Source organism: Dolosicoccus paucivorans, assembly GCF_900100125.1.
GTDB classification, from domain to species: domain Bacteria; phylum Bacillota; class Bacilli; order Lactobacillales; family Aerococcaceae; genus Dolosicoccus; species Dolosicoccus paucivorans.
Genome location: NZ_FNEL01000006.1, coordinates 25,652 through 45,294, shown reverse-complemented (window position 1 = coordinate 45,294; position 19,643 = coordinate 25,652). Strand labels below are relative to the sequence as shown.

Sequence of the window (19,643 nt, the reverse complement as noted above, 5' to 3'; positions counted from 1 at the left end):
CCTTCAATAATGTGTTCATTAACTACAGTCATTTTAAAATCTTTAGTATAATGACTGTTTTTCAACCTTGACTGAATACCTTTAAGACCGTAGGCCTGATATCTCAAGACTTTTTGACCAAAGACCGATTCACTCAATATCAACCCATAATCATCACGTAATTCCTTGTAACTCTTCCCATTACTTAGATACATTTCAATGTACCTTTCAAGGTCTTCTACGGTATGTTTACTATTTGAGCGCATAAAAACTCCCCCTAAAATAGATTTACTTTTTACAGTGTCTACTTTAGGGGGAGCATATCACATTGCTCAAGTTCTTTTGTGCATTAAATATGAATTGGAAGACCTTCAGCTAATTCAGCGGCATCCATTACTGTTTCACCTAATGTTGGGTGAGCGTGGATTGTTAACGCGATATCTTCAACGTTTAAGCCACCTTCAACGGCTAAACCTAATTCAGCAATAATATCTGAAGCTCCGACACCAGCGACTTGTGCCCCGACAATGATTCCTTCTTCTTTAGTGGAAACTAAACGAATGAATCCTTGTGTCGCATTAAGAGATAATGCACGTCCGTTAGCAGCTAGTGGGAATTTAGATGCTTTAACATCTAATCCAGCTTCTTTAGCTTCTTTAGCTGTATATCCTACAGAAGCTAGTTCTGGGTCTGTGAAACATACCGCTGGCATTGCGATATAGTCTACTTCATCAGGTTTGCCACTGATCGCTGCTGCAGCAACTTTACCTTCGTAACTTGCTTTATGAGCTAAGGCTGCACCTTTTACAGCATCTCCAATCGCAAAAATGTTATCGACGTTAGTGCGTCCTTGTTTGTCAACAGGAATTAGACCGCGTTCGTCAATTTCAACGCCTGCAATTTCTAAACCTAATTCATCCGTGTTTGGACGACGTCCAACTGTCACTAAAACATAGTCTGCTTCCACTTGTTCTTCTTTACCATTGACTTCATAAGTAACGGTTACGCGGTCGTCTTTTTCTTTAGCTTCTTTAGCCATCGCATTCGTGACGACATTAACACCTTTTTCGGTGAAGTTGTTTTCAACTAATTTGACCATATCTTTTTCAAAGGTCGGAATGATTTGGTCTGATCCTTCAAGAATGGTTACTTTTGTTCCAAAGTTAGCATATACACCCGCTAATTCAGAACCAATGTACCCGCCCCCGATAACGACCATTTCCTTTGGAATTTCTTCTAAAGCTAACGCACCGGTTGAATCTAGGACGCGTCCTTTAAACTTAAATCCTGGAATCTCAATCGGACGGCTACCTGTAGCAACAATCATATTGTTGTAGCTATAAGTTTGAGCTGAATCTTCTGTTGCAACACGTAGTGTATGTGGATCGACTAAGAAAGCCTCTCCTTTAATAATTTCTACTTTATGTTTTTTAAGTAACATTTCGATACCGCCTGTTAAAGTATCAACGACTTCGTGTTGTTTCCAGTCTTGAGTACGACCAAAATCAATTTCCACATCTTTAGCGGTAATTCCGAAATGCTTGCCGTTTAATGCATTTTGATAAACGTGTCCAGCGTTAATTAACGCTTTAGATGGAATACATCCAACGTTTAAACAAGTACCACCAATGGTATCACGTTCAATGATGGCAACTTTTTGACCTAATTGGGAAGCGCGAATTGCTGCGACATATCCACCCGGTCCTGAACCGATAACGACTGTATCTAGTTCAATTGAGAAATCTCCTACTACCATTTAAAGTTCCACCTTATCCTTCCATTAACAATAGTTCTGGATCGTTTAATAGACGTTTTAATTCGTTCATTGCTAATTGAGCTGTTGCTCCGTCCACAATACGGTGGTCAAAGCTTAATGATAATTTCATCATACGTCCTACTACGATTTCATCGTCTTCATTCACAATTGGTTCTTTGTTAATTGTACCCACACCTAAAATTGCTACTTCAGGGTGGTTAATAATTGGAGTGAACCATTGTCCTCTTGCTGATCCGATGTTTGAAATTGAAATTGTACCGTGACTCATATCAGAAGCAGATAGTTTTCCTTCATGAGCTAAAGCCGCTTTTTCGGAAATTTCATCTGCAATCGCAAACATGCTCTTCGCGTTAGCGTCTTTTACTGTTGGAACAAATAAACCACGCTCTGTGTCTGTAGCGATACCGATATTGTAGTAGTTTTTAAGTACAATTTCTTGAGTTGAATCGTCAATTGATGCGTTTAAGATTGGGAATTTCTTAACAGTCGCAACTAATGCTTTAACAACATACGGTAAGAAAGTTAACTTCGTATCGCGTTCAGCAGCAATTGTTTTAAATTTATTACGGTGGTTCCATAAAGCAGATACTTCTACTTCATCGAATAATGTAACGTGTGGCGCTGTATGAACAGAGTTAACCATCGCCTTAGAGATGGCTTTACGCATACCAGACATTGGCTCTCTAACTTCAGCTTCAGGTTGTGCTGAAACGTAAGGTTGTGCTGCAGCTGGCGTTGCTTCTGGTGTTGCTCCTTCTTGAGCTGCTTCAGTTGCTGGAGCTGCATTTGGATCGTAATTATCAATATCTTCGCGTAAAACACGTCCGCCTTTACCTGTTGGCGTTACTTGAGTAATATCTACACCTTTATCGCGAGCATATTTACGAACAGAAGGCATTGCTAAAACGCGTCCTGTTGAATTGTTAGTTGCTACAGCTTTTTTAGCTTGTGAAGCTGATTCGCTTGACTCTTCTAGCTCTACTTCTTTACCTGTTGGAGATTCTGGTGTTGACTCGACTGCTTCAGTTTTTTCTTCTGCTACTTCTTCTTGAGCAGGTGCTTCGTCTTCTTCATCGTTACCTTCATAGCCAGGTGCATCGATTTCGACTAAAACGTCTCCGACGTGAGCGACTTCTCCTTCTGCAAAGTGAATTTTCAACACTTTACCTGTAACTGGAGATGGGATTTCTTCAACTGATTTATCGTTTTGGATTTCAACTAATGTATCGTCTTCTTGAACTTCTTGTCCTTCTTCTACGTCCCACTTGACGATTTCACCTTCATGAATTCCTTCACCGATATCAGGTAATCTAAATTTGTATGCCATGTTTTAGGTGCATCCTTTCTTTGATGAATTTCTTAAACAATTAAGAAGAAACTCTAGCAAAAAGCTAGAGGCCTTCTTATCATTATTGTTATTAGAAGTTGTAAATTTCTTTTACTTTTTCTTTAATGTCAGCTGCGTTTGGTAACCAGTCGTTTTCTGCTTGAGCAAATGGATAGATTGTATCTGGTGCAGCCACTAATCCGATCGGTGCTTCTAAGTGTAAGATAGATCTTTCTGAAATTTCAGCCATAACTTTTTGCGCAACCCCTGCTTGACGTTGTGCTTCTTGAACGACTACAACGCGACCTGTTTTTTCAGTCGTTGCCATAATCGCTTCAATGTCTAATGGATGAACGGTTCTTAAGTCCATTACTTCGACAGAAATACCTTCTTTTTCTAGTTCTTCTGCAGCTTTTAACGCTTCGCGAACCATTGCACCGTAAGTAATTACAGAAATATCTGTCCCTTCTCTTGGTACACTCGCTTTACCTAATGGAATCGTATACTCTTCTTCCGGAACTTCATCACGGAATGAACGGTATAACTTCATATGCTCTAAGAAGAATACTGGGTCATTGTCGCGGATAGAAGAAATTAATAAACCTTTTGCGTCATATGGGTTAGATGGAATAACAACTTTAATTCCTGGGTTTTGCGCAATTAAACCTTCTAAGTTATCTGCGTGCATTTCAGGTGTTGCTACTCCCCCACCAAATGGTGCACGGAAAGTAATTGCTTGGTTACGTGTTCCACCTAAACGGAAACGTGTACGAGCTGCTTGACCAACCACAGAGTCCATTGTTTCAAAAATGAACCCTAAGAATTGAATCTCTGCAATCGGACGGAAACCTTCTAAAGCTAATCCAACAGCTAATCCACCAATAGCAGACTCTGCTAAAGGAGTGTTAAATACACGGTCTTCTCCGAACTCAGCTTGGAGACCTTGAGTCGCACGGAATACACCTCCGTTTAATCCCACGTCCTCACCAAAGATGAGTGTCTTATCATCATTACGTAATTCGGTTGCCATTGCTTCTGTAATGGCTTCAATCATTGTTTTTTGTGCCATGATTTATTTACTCTCCTTTGCTTTGTAGTATTCGATTTGTTCTTGAGTCACAAAGTCTGGTGTTTCATACATGACTTCTAAGAATTCAGAAACTTTTTGTTTTGGTGTTGCGTCTGCTTGTTTGATCGCTTCGCGGATCTCTTCTTTAGTACGCTCAATCACTTCTTCTTCTTTTTCATCAGACCATAAGCCTTTAGCTGTTAAGAATTTACGGAAGCGAATAAGTGGGTCTTTTGCACGCCACTCATCTTGCGTTCCTTCTTCTTGATAACGCGTTGGGTCGTCTCCAGATAGCGTATGCGGACCATAACGGTAAGTGATTGCTTCAATTAAAACAGGCATATTATCTTCAATAGCGATGTTACGCGCTGCTTGAGTTACTGCGTAAACAGCTAAAATATCCATTCCGTCTACTTGAATACCAGGAATTCCTGCTGCCACTGCTTTTTGTGCTAAAGTTTTAGCATGAGTTTGTTGTGAGCGTGGTGTAGAAATGGCCCATCCGTTGTTTTGGATGAAGAATAAAGCAGGTACACGGTATGCTCCAGCTGCGTTAATTCCTTCGTAGAAGTCACCTTGAGAAGTTCCACCGTCTCCTGTCCATGTAACTGCGACAGCTTCTTTACCTTTAATCTTTAAGGCCATCGCAACACCGGTTGCTTGAATATATTGTGCACCGATGATGATTTGTGGTGGATAGGCGTGGAAGTCTTCTGGATAAGTGCTTCCTTCCATATGACCACGTGACCATAAGAACGCTTTATGTAGTGGCAAGCCATGAATAACCAATTGCGGCACGTCACGGTATCCAGGTAATAAGAAGTCATCTTCAGTTAATGGGCTAACGGATCCAATTTGTGAAGCTTCTTGACCCCAAGTTGGAGCATAGAATCCTAAACGTCCTTGACGGTTAAGAGCGGTAGAACGTTCGTGTAAAATACGTGACCATACCATACGCTCCATTAATTGTACTAATTCATCATCTGATAAGTCTGGTAATAAATCTTTGTCGACCACGTTTCCTTCAGGGTCTAATACTTGGACCATACTAAAATCGTAGTTATCATGTTGCAATAACTCTTTTAATTTTTCTGGAATATTGCTTGTTGCCATACTGTATACATTCCTCTCCATATTTATAATACTGAGTACAACAGATACAAATTATTTCAAAACTGTACTATTGCTCGCTACGTCTATAATGTATCATTTAAACGCTTTCAACGCAAGAGAAATCCCTTACTATTTCCTTATTTCATCAGTGTCATACAACTTTGTGAAGTGATACTCTTGGTACAGTTGGATTTGATAAAAAATTATTCAATTAACATAAGAACCTCTCTATTGAGGGTCAATCTGTATCAATACATTCAAGAAAACTGTACTAGTTTTTAGACACTTCTGTTGATTTAAAGATAGTTTGTGAAGTAATAATTTTTATTTTTTTAAAAAAAGTTAATAAAAAAAGCCAGATCAACTGGCTAAAATTGTCTAAATTTATTTCTTCGCTCATCTAAACGCTGTCTCGTATCCATTTCGATCAATTGATACAACTCTTTTTGAATCGATTGGGCGATCTGTTCAATTAAGACGTCTTTTGGTAGAGGTTGTCCATCTATCTGTTCGCAAATATAATGATCAATGACTTGTAACTCTTTTAATTCATAGGCTGTTAGCTTCATCAGATCGGCAGCTTTAGGAGCCAGCTTAGCATCTTTCCATAGAATAGAAGCAAACCCTTCGGGGGATAAGATTGAATAAGTCGCTTGTTCTAACATCCATACCCGGTCTGCTAAGGCTAAAGCAATCGCACCGCCACTTCCTCCTTCTCCTAAAATAAGAGCTAAAGTAGGAACCGTTAATCCCGCCATTACGAGTAAAGTTTGAGCGATCGCTTCTCCGATTCCGAATTTTTCTGCTTCCGGAGAGCAGTCCGCTCCAGCGGTATTAATTAGTGTCACAACGGGACGGTTAAATTTCTCTGCTTGTTTCATTAAGCGTTGAGCTTTGCGGTAACCGGCGGGCCCACTAGAACCAAAATTACGTCTTAAGTTTTCTTGTAACGTCGTCCCTTTTTGAATACCTATAAATGTAACAGGTAATTCATCAACGAGACCGACGCCACCAATCATCGCAGCATCATCAGCCATTAATCGATCTCCATGACACTCTAAAAACCGACCATTTGTTAAGTGATGAATCACCTCAAGGGCAGAGGGACGCTGAATATCGCGAGACTTTTGTACAATATGATAAGTATCCATCACTCTACCTCCTTAAGATATCGAATGGGCTTTAAGTAAAAAAGAAAGGGTTTCATGCTGGTGAGACCGGGGTACAATATGATCAATAAATCCATTAGCTAACACCGTTTCTGCTTGTTGAAAATCTTCTGGAAGAGTTACCTTTGTTGTTTGTTCAATAACACGTCTTCCTGCAAATCCTACGAGTGCTCGAGGTTCAGCTAAAATAATATCTGCTTGAGTTGCAAAACTAGCTGTTACACCTCCTGTTGTAGGATTGGTTAACACACAAAGATAAAACAAGCCCGCTTTATCGTGTCTTTCAACGGCTTGAGAGACTTTAGCCATTTGCATTAAAGATAAAATCCCTTCTTGCATCCGAGCGCCTCCTGATGCAAGAAATAAAACGACGGGCAGTCGTTGGCAAGTGGCTTCTTCAAATAAGCGGGTTAATTTTTCTCCTACAATGGTTCCCATACTTGCCATAATGAATCGTGAATCCATAACGCCTATCGCTAAAGGTTGGTTAGCTAATTTCCCCACACCTGTTATGACCGCTTCATTTATTTCTAAGCGAGAGGCTGTTTCGTCGATTTTTTGTTGATATCCGGGAAAGTCTAAAGGATTTTGAGTGGTTAAAGACTCATTCCATTCTTGAAATGTTCCTTCATCTAATAGCCACTCAATTCGTTCTTTTGCCGGAAAAGTTAGAGGCAATCCGCAATGATAGCACGTATAGTCTTTAGGTAATTGTTTATTCACTAATGCTTTTTGACAATGAGGGCACCGTTTAATTAAATCGTCGGGTACTTTTTTTAGACGTTCATAGTACTCTTTAGGATGGACTGGATTTAAACGGATTTTATTGTGACGTCGAAACATTCATCTCACTCTTTTCTTTAACGTTTTGAGGTTGTTAGCCATTGAGGCATATACACCTCTTGGAGCCACATCGTATGCACTGAATCTTTTAAAAGCTTGGAAGTCGTCGATAAATCTTGCAGCAATTCAATATTCGTCTCTACTCCTTCCACTACTACTTCATCTAAAGCACGATGCATAATAATGAAAGCTTCTTCTAATGTCGAAGCATAAGTGATCACTTTGGCAATCATTGAATCGTAAAAGGGTGGTAGAGTATAGTTGGAATAAATACCTGTTTCTACGCGTAAACCTAACCCACCTACAGGTAACAATAAGCGATTAATATGGCCGCTGGCAGGTAAGAAGTTTTCTTTAGGATTTTCTGCATTTAATCTCGCTTCAATTGCGTACCCTGACAACTGAATGTCTTCTTGTTGAAAAGATAAGGGTTTGTCCATCGCAATATTAATTTGTTCTTTAACAATATCAACGCCACTAATTGCTTCACTAATTGTATGTTCTACTTGTAAGCGGGTATTCATCTCCATAAAGTAAAATTGGTTGTCTTCATCGACTAAATATTCAATTGTTCCCGCATTCCAATAGCCAATGCTTTGCGCTGCATTAACTGATGCTTGGTACATTTTTTCTCGCACCTCTTCAGGTAAAAAGGGAGCCGGCGCAATTTCTAATACCTTTTGATGATTGCGCTGCAATGAGCAGTCCCTTTCACCTAAATGGATCACATGACCATGTTCATCAGCTAATAATTGGACTTCAATGTGTCTAGCTGGCGCAATAATCCGTTCAATATATAAGTCTTTGTTGCCATAGATGGACCACGTTTCTTGTTGGGCTTGGTCAAATAACCTTGGAAGGTCTTCCATACTTTCTACCCGACGCATTCCTCGGCCTCCACCGCCGTCTGCTGCTTTAACCATTAAAGGAAACCCGATCGTTCTAGCGACTTCTTTTGCTTCTTGTAAAGAGTACACTAACCCTTTACTTCCGGGAACAATAGGTACGCCTGCTTTTTCCATCGTCAAACGAGCATTTTGTTTGTTCCCCATTAACTTAACCACATCACTTCTAGGTCCGATAAATTTCATTCCTACATCTTCACACATTTGAATGAAATCGTGTCGCTCGGATAAAAAACCGTATCCCGGGTGAATGGCATCGGCACCGGTCACCATCGCCGCAGTTAAAATAGCTACTGGATTTTGATAGGAATTTAAACTGTTTGCCGGGCCGATTTGAATCGCTTCATCAGCAAGCTGAGTATGCAAGGCATCTTGATCGGCTTGACTATATACCGCAACCGATGTAATGTTCATCTCTCGTAAGGCACGAATAATCCGGCACGCAATTTCCCCGCGATTAGCAACCAATATCTTTTTAAACATCTTAATCGGCTCCTACAATAAAGGTCATCTCACAAGTACAAACACGCTTGTCTTCAACCCACGCTGTTCCTGTCGCTGTTCCAATATTACGACGTAATTTGTTAATTTCAACTTCCAGTCTTAACACATCGCCGGGAACAACTTTTTGGCGGAAGCGCACTTTATCGACTCCACCTAAATAACCGTGCTTTCCTTTGAGCTCATCTAACATAAGTAAGGAAATCGATCCTGCTTGGGCAAGGCATTCGACAATTAACACTCCCGGCATCACCGGTTCTCCAGGGAAATGTCCTTGGAAAAAGTGCTCGTTAATAGTCACGTTTTTACGTGCAACAATACGCTTTCCAGGTTCTACTTCATCTACCGCATCAATATAACCAATCGGGAAGCGGTTTGGGATAATCTCCATAACTTGTTGGGCATTTAATACTGGCATATTTACCTCTCCTTTTTATTTCACACGAATGAGTGGTTGACCGTACTCGACTACTTCTTCGTTTTCGACTAAAATTTCGGTGACAACCCCAGACTCTGTTGATTGAATTTCATTCATTAACTTCATCGCTTCTAAAATCATAATAACGTCCCCTTCATTGACGTAGTCTCCTACTTTAATAAAGGGAGGTTCTTCTGGTTTAGGCTGTAAGTAAGCCACACCTATAATCGGAGCTGTCACTTCGCGAATATTTTCATCTACTGTTTCTTCTTGAACCGCATTGTTTTCCGTCGCGTGACTCGTTACTTCAATAGAGGGTTCCTTCTTTTCAACTTCTTGAGAAATTGAAGCGGACTGAGTAAAATGCGACGGACTATTGAGCATCTCTTTTGCTAATGTCAAGTGCACATCTTCACTATGGTAATCAAAATAAGCTAGGGAAGAACCATCGATTTCTTCGACGATCTTTAAAATATCTTGTACATTCATTAAGCTTCATCTCCTTTCCAACGCTTAAACACTAAAATCGCATTGTGACCACCAAATCCTAAAGAGTTGGATAAAGCATAATCAATAGATTGATTGCGTCCTTTTTGAGGAACTAAATCATATCCGTCAAATTCTTCTTGAGGATTTTGTAAGCCTAATGTTGGTGGAATAAAGCCTTCTTCGAGAGCTTTAGTGACAACGATGGCTTCTACCCCTCCGGCAGCTCCTAATAAATGACCAAAGTATCCTTTCGAACTGGAAATGGGAATACGTTTGGCGTGCTCTCCTAAAGCATAATTAATGGCTTTAATTTCTGCTGTTTCATTTGTAGGTGTACTTGTCCCATGGGCATTAATATAATCAATTGCACAAGGTTCAATATTAGCCATGTCTAAGGCTTGTTTAATCGCTTTTCCAGCACCACTTCCATCTTCAGACGGAGCGGTCATATGACTAGCATCACTATTAGTTCCATACCCTACCACTTCGCCATAAATTTTAGCCCCGCGGTCTAAAGCAGATTCGAGGGATTCTAAAAATAAAATACCTGAACCTTCTCCCATCACAAATCCATCTCGGTCTTTATCAAAGGGACGAGAAGCGGTTTTAGGGTCTTCATTCGTAGAAAGTGCCGTCAACGCGGCAAATCCAGCAATTCCAATTTCATTAATCGTTCCTTCTGCTCCACCAGCAAAAGCTGCATCTAATAAGCCGTATTTGATTTTTAAAAAGGCTTCCCCAATCGCGTTTGTTGCTGAAGCACAAGCGGTGACGATATCTAAACTCGGTCCTTTAGCGCCTAACTTAATGGAAATATTTCCAGCAGCCATATTACCAATAGTCATTGGAACAAAAAGAGGAGGAACTCGTTTAGGTCCTTTATCCAGCATGCGTTTAATGCCGTCTTCAATTTCTACTAACCCACCAATTCCTGAACTAACAAATACACCGACGCGGTCGGCCTGATCTTCAATAGGATATTCACTCATCTTCGCTGCTTCGACTGCCGCTGAAACGCCGTACTTTGAAAACCAATCCATCCGACGATGTTCACGGCGATCCATTGTCAGACTTGGATCATAATCCTTAACTTCACCAGCGACATAAATCCCAGTTTGACTTGCATCAAACTTTGTTATTGGACCAATCCCGCTCGTTTCTTGTTTAATACTTTCCCAAAATGTTTCAACATCATTTCCAATGGGAGATATTGTCCCCATTCCTGTAATTACTACACGTTGCATAACCTAATCTCCTTTGTTTTGACTTTGGTTACATATGTAAGCCGCCGTTAACTTCCAACACTTGCCCCGTAACATAGGTCGCGTCTATTAAATAATTAACACAACGACAAATATCTTCTACTTGGCCCATGCGTTTTAACGGAATATTGTTAAGGGTTGCTTCTTTTACTTTATCGCTCAACTGATCTGTCATACCTGTTTCAATAAAACCAGGTGCGATCGCGTTAACGGTAATCGAACGCGAAGCCAATTCTTTGGCTAAAGATTTCGTCAGACCAATGACGCCTGCTTTACTGGCAGCGTAGTTCGTCTGCCCTATATTTCCTGTAATTCCAACCACACTGGTCATATTGATTATGCATCCTGCTCGTTGGCGCAACATAATAGAAGAAGCAAAACGACAAGTATTAAATGTTCCTTTTAAATTCGTTTTAATCACTTGATCAAACTCTTCTTCTTTCATACGAATCATTAAATTGTCCCATGTAATACCTGCATTATTAATGAGTACATCTAACCGGCCGTATTCTTCTTTTATCGAGTCGATTAATTGTTTAGCCGTATCAAAATCACTAACATCGCCAATCATTTGACCAACAGGCTTGGGAGCGTCTTTAAATTGATCCAATACACTTTCATCTAAAGGACTTCGGCTGTTCAAAATAACTTGATGACCTTGTTTTGCTAAATCTTTAGCAATGGCTAAACCAATCCCTCTTGAACTTCCGGTGATAAAACATACTTTTGACATTTACTCAATCTCCTTAACAAACTCACTAACTTTATCTACATCCGCTACTTCTTCAACAACCATATATTTAAAAGGAACCTTTTCTCGCTTTAATAAATTCACTAATGTCGACCCAGGACCAATTTGAATTAAATGAGTCACTCCTTGTTGACTAAACCAATCGATGGTTTCTTGCCAACGAACGGGTTTAGTTAAATGATCGACTAATGTTGGTTTAATCTCATCTAAACGATGAGTTTGTAAAGTCGTATTACTAATGACAGGTACTTTTCCTAACTTAAATGAAGTCTCATCGAGCACTTTTTCATAGGGAAGTCTTATCGGATTCATTAGCGGTGTGTGAAAAGGTCCTTCGACCTTTAAAGGTATTAAACGACGGTAACCTTTTTCTTTAGCAAAAGAACGAACTGCTTTCGTTGTTTTTTTGGAACCGGCAACAATAATTTGTCCGGTCGAATTAATATTAGCAACCCAAAGGTCCTTTAAATGAGACGACTGAATGAGTTCTTGAACTTCTTTTAAGGGAACACCCACTACAGCTAACATTTGAGAAGGGGTTTCCTTTTTTAAGACGTCACAATGAGTAGACATTAATTCGCCTCGCTTAATAAGGAGCTCCAATCCTTCTTCTAAAGTAAGATACCCACTTGCTATAAGAGCAGAGTACTCACCTAAACTTAATCCAGCCATATAAGAAATAGATGGTAGAAGCGGCCGAATACTTTCATAAATAGCTAAACTTACCGCAGCAATAGCAGGTTGAGCATATTTAGTTTGTTCAAACTTTTCGGGCTGGTTTTCGATCCAGTCCAATAATGGCTCATCTAATAAAGACTGAGCAGTCATTAAGACGTCTTTAGCTTTAGAAAAATGTTTAAAAAAATCGAGCCCCATCTTTTGATAATGGGCCCCTTGACCATTAAATACAATCGCAAGTTTCATATACTCTCCTACTGATCATCCCACATAGACTGTTTACTTATTAAAGCTTGACGCCCGCTTTGGACATAGTCTTTAATAATTTCTGAAACGGTTTCTTCTTTTGTTATTAGCCCGGAGATTTGTCCAGCCATTAGTGAGCTGTTTTTAATATCTCCTTCGACAACCGCCCGTCTTAACGCTCCTTCGGCTAGCGCTTCTAGACGCTTAAAGTCAGGTTTTTCTTTACTCGTTTCTTGTCTTTGAGCTTCTAAGTACGTTCTTGTTAGTTGATTTTTTAAAACACGTACAGGATGACCTGTTAGTTCTCCTGTTATGACCGTATCAACATCTTTTGCTTTAAGAATACGTTCTTTAAAGTTTGCGTGAGCATTCGACTCTTTAGCAACAACAAAACGAGTCCCTACTTGAACGCCGTCCGCTCCTAAAATTAAAGCGGCAGCAAAACCTCTTCCATCACCAATTCCACCTGCAGCAATAACAGGAATGGATACCGCATCCGCCACTTGAGGAAGGAGTGCCATCGTGGTCAATTTACCAATATGTCCGCCTGCTTCCATCCCTTCGACAATGACTGCGTCAGCGCCAATGCGCTCCATTCGCTTGGCTAAAGCAACAGAAGCGACTACTGGAATTACACAAATCCCTGCGTCTTGGAGTTGTTTAATATATTTTGAAGGGTTCCCTGCACCCGTCGTAACGATCTTAACAGGTGATTGGCTTAAATAGTCTACTACTTCATCGGCATGTTTATTAAGTAACATAATATTAACAGCAAAAGGTTTGTCGGTTTTAGAAAGCATTTCTTCTACCTTTTCCTTAACCGTTTGTGCTGTATCATGTCCCGTACCAATGACGCCTAGTCCTCCTGCGTTAGATACCGCACTCGCTAAACCCGCATCGGCCACCCAAGCCATCGCCCCTTGGACGATGGGATATTGAATGTTTAGTAACTCAGTAATCGCTGTCTTCATCTTTTAATCTTCCTTTTATGATTTAATTATTGTTGCAATCCTTCGATATAATCGACTAAATCTTGAACTGTTTGTAAGTTTTGATCTGTATCGATCGTAATATCTAATTCATCTTCAATTTCAGAAATGATTTGGAAGACGTCTAAAGAGTCTGCTTTTAAATCTTCTTCAAAGTTCGTCTCGGGTGTCACTTCATCTTCTTCAATCCCTAATTCATCAACAATAATTTCTTTTACTTTTTCAAAAACCATAATAATCCTCCTGAATTGTTATTTATTTTTATAATTTCATTTGAATGAATCCCCAAGACAAGCCGCCACCAAACCCAACTAAAACAACGGTTTTACTTTGGTCTAAATGTACCTGTTCCTTTTGCACCATCTGGTCTATTAAAACAGGAATACTTGCAGCTGACATATTTCCTACGTGTTGAATATTGCAAGGAATATTGGATGACTTTAAATGCAACTGTTTAGAAAATAAAGCCAGCAAACGCTCGTTAGCTTGGTGACTAATTAAATAATCAAAGGATGCATCGGCGACAAATTCTTTTAAGTCTGGAATCACTTGACGATTGACAAAGTTAAATACTTCTCGTCCTTTCATTTTCATGACCCCGCGACTAGGACCTAAAATGGGCACTTGGATGGCTTTTTGTTCGTCAAATTGAGTATGGATTTGCGAACGATATCCTCTTAAGGGTTGTCCATCATGTTTAATTAAAACTGCACCTGCCCCGTCGCCAAACAAAATGCATACGGAACGATCTGTAAAATCCATTATTTGCGACATGGCTTCTGCACCTATCACTAAAGTGTAACCCGAAGATTGGGCTCTAGATAAGCTATTGGCTACATCTAATGCCATAACAAATCCGTTACACGCTCCATTTAAATCAAAGGCCCAAGCTTGAGTCGCTTTAATCGCTCCTTGAATGTGACTAGCGATACTCGGTGTTAATCCTTGGCTCGACATACTCGCAACAATGATATATTGAATCTGTTTAGAAATATCTTCTTTAAGAGATTCCAATAGATTTTTAGCTGCGTTAATCGCCAATTCTGCTACAGTTTGTTGTCCTTGAACAAAGTGGCGACCGCTAATGCCCGTTCGTTGTTTAATCCACTCATCACTTGATTCAATGTGGGTTTGTTCAATTAAAGCGTCATTTGACACATAGTGATCGGGTAAATAAGAACCCGTCGCAATAATTTGACTCATCGTTATTTTTCCTTTGCATATGATTCTTGACGAATTTCATTTAAAAATTCATCTAAGTTGCGTAAACCTTTAATTAGCGCTTGTGTCTCGTCATCATTCATATCTGTCAAAATTCGTTCAACCATTTGCAAATGAAATTTTGCATGGAGACGATACAATAGCTTGCCTCGTTTAGTTAATTTTAAAGCGACAACACGGCGGTCTTTTGTACTTTGGACACGTTCCACGTAGTCTTTTTTAACTAAGTTTTGTACAGCCGTACTAACGGTGCTTAGTGTAATATTTAATGTGCGAGCGACTTGAGAAGACGTCGTATCTCCTGATAAACCGATCGCTTCAATGGTATGCAATTCGCGAATCGTCACATCTGTAAAGGTACTTTCTTTCAACGCTTCTTCTTCTAGCACTAATATGTCATTAAAAATCTTCACGAGATATTGATTGATTTCTCGCAATACATCTTTTTCCATGGGTATGTTCTCCTTTTCATCTAAATGGTTTGAACATCAAACTATTTGACATCCAAAGCTTATCTAACAAAATTGGTGAAGTCAAGGATTCTTTGTATAAAAAACAATAAAGGATCTCTTAACTAAATCTATTGAAACGACACAAAAGACCATTTCACCGCGCAATTAGCTATCTAAAAGCAGAGGTAAAATGGCCTAAAATTAATTTAATAATTCGGTAAAATACAAACACATTCGGGAATCGTTTGATTAATTTTAATGAAATGTAATTCCCCTGTTTCTAAATCTCGTTCAAAAATTGCCATCTGATTACTATCTTGATCCGGCACTAATAAATAGCGTTGTGATTCATCTAAAGCAAAATCGCGAGGCACACTCACTTCGGCGCTTATTTCAGCAATTTTTTCTAAAGTTCCGTCTTGTTGAGACACTAAAAAACTAGCCAAACGGTTATCATAACGAGTCGATGTATATAAATATTGACCGTTACTTGTCATCTTAATCGCTGCACTGGAAGCATCTCGACTCCCATGATGTAAAATATCTAGCTGTTGAACAATGTCTAATTTGCCATCAACACTAAAGCGAATCACATAAATTTCACTTGATAGTTCTGTAATAACATAAATAACCGGCGCATTAGGATGCTCAACAATATGGCGAGGTCCGCTTCCTTTAGGTAAAGATAATTCAAATAATAAAGTAATTTGACCATCATCTTTAAAGCCATAGGTTGAAACCGTATCTTGACCTAAATCGGCGACGAACAACATCGTATCGTCATGACTGACTCCTGCATAATGAACATTTGACTTATCAGGATGTTGGTCATGATTTTCGCGTTGAATGTGCCATAGGTTGTTATCTTTATCTAAAGAATAGACATCTAAAGCACCTTCATGATAATTAGATACATAAATTGTTCGGGTTTCATCGCGGTACTCAATGTGGCTTCCCATTTTTTCCGTTGCTGCAATGCGGTCCAGTTCTTTCCAACCGTCGTCTATTTTTTCAAAGGCAATGACACCACCTAACTCTTCTCCTTGATATAAAGCAAATAAAAGTTTTTTATTTTCAGAAAGAGTTGCAAAAGTAGGGTTGGTTAATTCCGCAATGCGGCGAGTGTTAGTAAAAGTTAATGTTTCTGGATCAAAGTTTGTTTGATACAATCCATCATTGGCTTTTTTTGTATAGCCGCCCAGAATATAATTTTGTTTCATTTCGTTAGCTTCTCCCTTCATTCAATGGTTAACACAAGTATAACATAACCTTTTAAAGCGCTTTAATGAAAGGACCTCTTTCAAAGTTTTTTCACTTTTTAGTAAAAGAGGCTTGATACTTTCTATGAACTATCTTATAATAAGACATGTTGTGAATAACATATGCGCTCGTAGCTCAGCTGGATAGAGCATTCGCCTTCTAAGCGAACGGTCGCAGGTTCGAATCCTGCCGGGCGCGCTCTTAGCCTCCTGGACATGGTCTAGGAGGTTTTTTGTTTATATCTTCTAAATCGATCTACTCCACTCTCTTTTTTCACAATAATTTTATCGCATATTGTTATAACCCTCACGTATGATAAAATAAATTTAGTAAGAGAAGGTCACCCCTCTTATAGTTATAAATGTTTCAATGCAAAGGAGGTTATTTTGGAATTTAATGATTTAAAACGCTCCTTTCATCTGAAAGTTCTTTTTTGTTCAATTTTTCTATTAGCGAGTATTGGACTTTCTTTATCTGTAGGACGTTATTCTGTTTCTTTAACGGATGTTAAGGAATTAGGAGTTTTTTTATTAAATCGAGGTCAAGGGATGAGTTTACCTGCTTTTGTTCGGGTTGTATGGAAGATTCGTTTACCGCGAATTGTTGCTAATATCTTTGTCGGCATGGCTCTTGCTATTTCAGGCACCGTCTATCAAGCGCTGTTTGATAACCCAATGGCTTCACCGAATGTATTAGGTGTGTCCAGTGGGGCTTCCTTTGGCGCAGCTTTAGCTTTACTTTTATATGCAAACCACTTGCAAGTCATTGGTAGCTCGTTTATTTTTGGTTTAATTTGCGTGGCATTGACCTATATGGTAAGCCGATTTTTAAAGTTTGATCCGACATTGAGCTTGATTTTATCGGGAATGGTCATCAGCTCTACTTTCCAAGCCGGAGTTAGTTACTTAAAGCTGATTGCGGATGAAAATAACCGACTGCCTGCTATTACCTATTGGATGTTAGGGTCTTTTAGCTCAGTAACGTGGCATAAATTGCTCCCTTTAATTCCAGCTTTTATTTTAGGCTTAGTGTTAATTTTTTATTACCGTTCGAGTCTAAATATTTTAAGTTTAGGACAGGATAAGGCACAAAGTGTTGGCTTAAATGTTCGTTATGTGCGAAGCGTTTTAATTTTTGCAGCCACACTTCTTACTACAAGTAGCGTGGCTTTAACCGGCATGATCGGCTGGGTGGGGCTCGTCATCCCTCATATCGTTCGAATTATTATCGGCTCAAATTATCGCAACTTAATTTCATTAATGTTTTTTGTTGGAGCTATTTTTATGATTTTAATCGATACCGTCGCACGAACTTTCACTGCAACAGAAATTCCGATTGGTATTTTAACTGCTTTAATGGGGGCGCCTGTTTATTTAATCTTACTACTTAAAGGAGAAAATTTTCATGATTTTAAACGTTGATCATCTCCATTATGCTTTTGGCGACCAAGTCATCTTAAAAGATCTTTCCTTTAGCGTTTCGCAAAAGAAAGTCACCGCATTACTTGGACCCAATGGGGCTGGTAAGACTACTCTCTTACGTTGTATTTTAGGTTTACCGAATGATTACCAAGGTAATATTACGTTTCAAGGTCAATCTTTAAATCAATTGTCCATTAAAGAACGAGCCGCGTTAATTGCTTATGTGCCTCAACAACAATCCCTTCGTTCAGCTCATTCAGTCATCGATATCGTTCAATTTGGGGCTTTTCATTTAAATGAAGCGCCTGAAGCGACTTATCAGCGAGCCATGGAACTACTTGATGTGTTTGGGATTGCTAAGTTGGCCCATTCCAATTACTTAACGTTATCCGGCGGACAAAAGCAACTCATTAGTATCGTGCAAGCTTTAATGCAACAAACCCCATTTATTATTTTAGATGAGCCGACGAATAATTTAGACTATGGTAATCAACTCAACGTCTTACAACATATTCGTACATTAACGGATAAAGGTTATACGATTTTGATGACGTCTCATCATCCGCAAGATGTCATTCATTTTTGCGATGAAGCGATTTTATTAAAAGATCATCAAATTTTAAAACAAGGAGCGGTTGAAGAGGTCATGACTTCTTCATTGCTGTCTCAACTTTATAATATTTCAGTTGAAACCGTCCGAGTACCCCATTACCCTATTCAAATCGTTCCTAAATTATTAACGAACCAACAAAAGTAACTAAACTTTTATTCATAAAGGAGCACCCCTTTCAATGACTCAGTCAAGTAAAAAAGCTATTTTACTCGTAAACTTAGGTAGTCCTGAAGCGCCGACGATTTCTGCGATTCGCCGATTTTTAGCCGAGTTTTTAAGCGATCCAAACGTTGTCGATCTATCCCCTTTTCGTTGGAGACCCGCACTATATGGCATCGTCTTACCCACTCGTCCTAAGCGACTTCTAGCAGACTATCAAAAAATGTGGAACTTTTATCATGAGTCGCCCTTACTTTACATTACTAAAAATCAAACCCAACAACTTCAACAGCTGTTGCCAGAATGTACTGTAAAGTTTGCGATGACCTACGGAGAACCGACGATTAGACAAACCATCGATGAATTATTAAAGCAATTCATCGATGAATTAGTCGTCATTCCCTTATACCCTCAATATTCAATTTCAACAACAAGGCCTGTTTTTCAACAAGTGATGAAAGCGTTAGAGCATAAAAATAACTGTCCTAACTTAACTTTTATATCTTCTTTTTATCAAGATGATTTATATATTGAAGGATTAGTTGCTAACATTCATGAAGCATATCGTAAACAACCCTTTGATCATTTGGTCTGTTCTTATCACGGCATTCCTTTACATTATGCCCAACAAGGTGATCCTTACCCGACGCACTGTCAAAAAACGACCAAAAAGATTCAAGAAAAGCTCGATGTGCCGGTAACAGTAAGTCACTGCTATCAGTCAAAATTTGGTAAAGCAGAGTGGCTTACACCAAGCTTAACGGATCACTTGCAATCTTTAGTCCAAACCGGCGTGCAGCGAGTCGGCGTGATTGCGCCGTCATTTACTGCGGATTGTTTAGAAACGTTGATTGAAATTGATGAAGAAGCACGGGAATTATTTTTAACGGTTGGTGGAACGTCGTTTACTTTTATTGAAGCATTAAACAATTCACCGATCTTTATTCAATGCTTAGCTCAATTGAGCAATTAATTTATTCTATTTATTAAGGAGACGATAT

Annotated in this window: 21 protein-coding genes and 1 tRNA gene; 4 read left to right on the top strand and 18 right to left on the bottom strand. The window is 39.3% G+C overall.

The features are described 5' to 3' along the window. The 18 genes from BLR79_RS02025 to BLR79_RS01940 all read right to left on the bottom strand — a co-directional run. Positions 1–245: transposase (locus BLR79_RS02025; protein ID WP_143338756.1), on the bottom strand; the 245-nt coding region annotated here is incomplete at its 3' end. An 83-nt stretch (positions 246–328) separates the two neighbouring features. Then, positions 329–1,735 (bottom strand): dihydrolipoyl dehydrogenase, encoded by a 1,407-nt coding sequence (gene lpdA, locus BLR79_RS02020; protein WP_092084368.1) that lies wholly within the window; start codon positions 1,733–1,735, stop codon positions 329–331. Positions 1,736–1,748: 13 nt separating this feature from the next. Continuing rightward, on the bottom strand, positions 1,749–3,083 hold the full coding sequence (locus BLR79_RS02015) for a dihydrolipoamide acetyltransferase family protein (protein WP_092084366.1): 1,335 nt from the start codon (positions 3,081–3,083) through the stop codon (positions 1,749–1,751). 91 nt (positions 3,084–3,174) lie between these two features. Continuing rightward, complete coding sequence (locus BLR79_RS02010; protein WP_092084364.1) at positions 3,175–4,152, bottom strand: alpha-ketoacid dehydrogenase subunit beta; 978 nt, start codon at positions 4,150–4,152, stop codon at positions 3,175–3,177. A 3-nt stretch (positions 4,153–4,155) separates the two neighbouring features. After that, entirely contained in the window at positions 4,156–5,265 is a 1,110-nt protein-coding gene (gene pdhA, locus BLR79_RS02005; RefSeq protein WP_092084362.1) for a pyruvate dehydrogenase (acetyl-transferring) E1 component subunit alpha, read from the bottom strand. A 368-nt stretch (positions 5,266–5,633) separates the two neighbouring features. After that, the gene (gene accA, locus BLR79_RS02000) at positions 5,634–6,416 is read right to left on the bottom strand and encodes a carboxyltransferase subunit alpha (RefSeq protein WP_092084360.1); all 783 of its coding nucleotides are present in this window, start codon (positions 6,414–6,416) and stop codon (positions 5,634–5,636) included. Positions 6,417–6,428: 12 nt separating this feature from the next. After that, the gene (locus BLR79_RS01995) at positions 6,429–7,277 is read right to left on the bottom strand and encodes an acetyl-CoA carboxylase carboxyltransferase subunit beta (RefSeq protein WP_092084358.1); all 849 of its coding nucleotides are present in this window, start codon (positions 7,275–7,277) and stop codon (positions 6,429–6,431) included. A gap of 17 nt (positions 7,278–7,294) precedes the next feature. Beyond that, a complete protein-coding gene (locus BLR79_RS01990) occupies positions 7,295–8,665 on the bottom strand; it encodes an acetyl-CoA carboxylase biotin carboxylase subunit (RefSeq protein WP_092084356.1) in 1,371 nt (456 codons plus the stop codon). 1 nt (position 8,666) lies between these two features. After that, the gene (gene fabZ, locus BLR79_RS01985; protein WP_092084354.1) at positions 8,667–9,101 is read right to left on the bottom strand and encodes a 3-hydroxyacyl-ACP dehydratase FabZ; all 435 of its coding nucleotides are present in this window, start codon (positions 9,099–9,101) and stop codon (positions 8,667–8,669) included. A 15-nt stretch (positions 9,102–9,116) separates the two neighbouring features. Then, positions 9,117–9,590, bottom strand: coding sequence for an acetyl-CoA carboxylase biotin carboxyl carrier protein (accB, locus tag BLR79_RS01980; protein ID WP_092084352.1), 474 nt, complete (start codon positions 9,588–9,590; stop codon positions 9,117–9,119). Continuing rightward, the gene (gene fabF, locus BLR79_RS01975) at positions 9,590–10,834 is read right to left on the bottom strand and encodes a beta-ketoacyl-ACP synthase II (protein WP_092084350.1); all 1,245 of its coding nucleotides are present in this window, start codon (positions 10,832–10,834) and stop codon (positions 9,590–9,592) included. The genes accB and fabF overlap by 1 nt, the downstream gene beginning before the upstream one ends. 28 nt (positions 10,835–10,862) lie before the next feature. After that, positions 10,863–11,585: a 3-oxoacyl-[acyl-carrier-protein] reductase gene (fabG, locus tag BLR79_RS01970; RefSeq protein ID WP_092084348.1), complete on the bottom strand. Its 723-nt coding sequence runs from the start codon at positions 11,583–11,585 to the stop codon at positions 10,863–10,865. After that, entirely contained in the window at positions 11,586–12,527 is a 942-nt protein-coding gene (locus BLR79_RS01965; protein WP_092084346.1) for an ACP S-malonyltransferase, read from the bottom strand. It lies immediately after the preceding gene. A gap of 8 nt (positions 12,528–12,535) precedes the next feature. Next, on the bottom strand, positions 12,536–13,498 hold the full coding sequence (gene fabK / locus BLR79_RS01960) for an enoyl-[acyl-carrier-protein] reductase FabK (protein ID WP_092084344.1): 963 nt from the start codon (positions 13,496–13,498) through the stop codon (positions 12,536–12,538). A gap of 26 nt (positions 13,499–13,524) precedes the next feature. Then, on the bottom strand, positions 13,525–13,749 hold the full coding sequence (locus BLR79_RS01955) for an acyl carrier protein (RefSeq protein WP_092084342.1): 225 nt from the start codon (positions 13,747–13,749) through the stop codon (positions 13,525–13,527). Positions 13,750–13,777: 28 nt separating this feature from the next. Then, positions 13,778–14,719, bottom strand: coding sequence for a beta-ketoacyl-ACP synthase 3 (locus BLR79_RS01950; protein WP_092084340.1), 942 nt, complete (start codon positions 14,717–14,719; stop codon positions 13,778–13,780). 2 nt (positions 14,720–14,721) lie between these two features. Then, positions 14,722–15,189 (bottom strand): fatty acid biosynthesis transcriptional regulator FabT, encoded by a 468-nt coding sequence (gene fabT, locus BLR79_RS01945; protein WP_092084338.1) that lies wholly within the window; start codon positions 15,187–15,189, stop codon positions 14,722–14,724. A gap of 206 nt (positions 15,190–15,395) precedes the next feature. Next, positions 15,396–16,409 carry a lactonase family protein gene (locus tag BLR79_RS01940; RefSeq protein ID WP_159427561.1) on the bottom strand — a complete coding sequence of 338 codons (1,014 nt, stop codon included), beginning with the start codon at positions 16,407–16,409 and terminating at the stop codon, positions 15,396–15,398. Positions 16,410–16,573: 164 nt separating this feature from the next. On the opposite strand from BLR79_RS01940, the gene BLR79_RS01935 reads away from it, so the two are divergent. The 4 genes from BLR79_RS01935 (at position 16,574) to hemH (ending at position 19,615) form a co-directional block, all read left to right on the top strand. Then, positions 16,574–16,647: transfer RNA gene (locus tag BLR79_RS01935), tRNA-Arg, on the top strand. Positions 16,648–16,835: 188 nt separating this feature from the next. Beyond that, a complete protein-coding gene (locus BLR79_RS01930; protein WP_159427560.1) occupies positions 16,836–17,870 on the top strand; it encodes a FecCD family ABC transporter permease in 1,035 nt (344 codons plus the stop codon). Then, positions 17,854–18,627 (top strand): ABC transporter ATP-binding protein, encoded by a 774-nt coding sequence (locus tag BLR79_RS01925; protein WP_092084332.1) that lies wholly within the window; start codon positions 17,854–17,856, stop codon positions 18,625–18,627. Before BLR79_RS01930 ends, BLR79_RS01925 begins: the two co-directional genes overlap by 17 nt. 34 nt (positions 18,628–18,661) lie before the next feature. Next, on the top strand, positions 18,662–19,615 hold the full coding sequence (gene hemH / locus BLR79_RS01920) for a ferrochelatase (RefSeq protein WP_092084330.1): 954 nt from the start codon (positions 18,662–18,664) through the stop codon (positions 19,613–19,615). Positions 19,616–19,643: the final 28 nt, after the last annotated feature.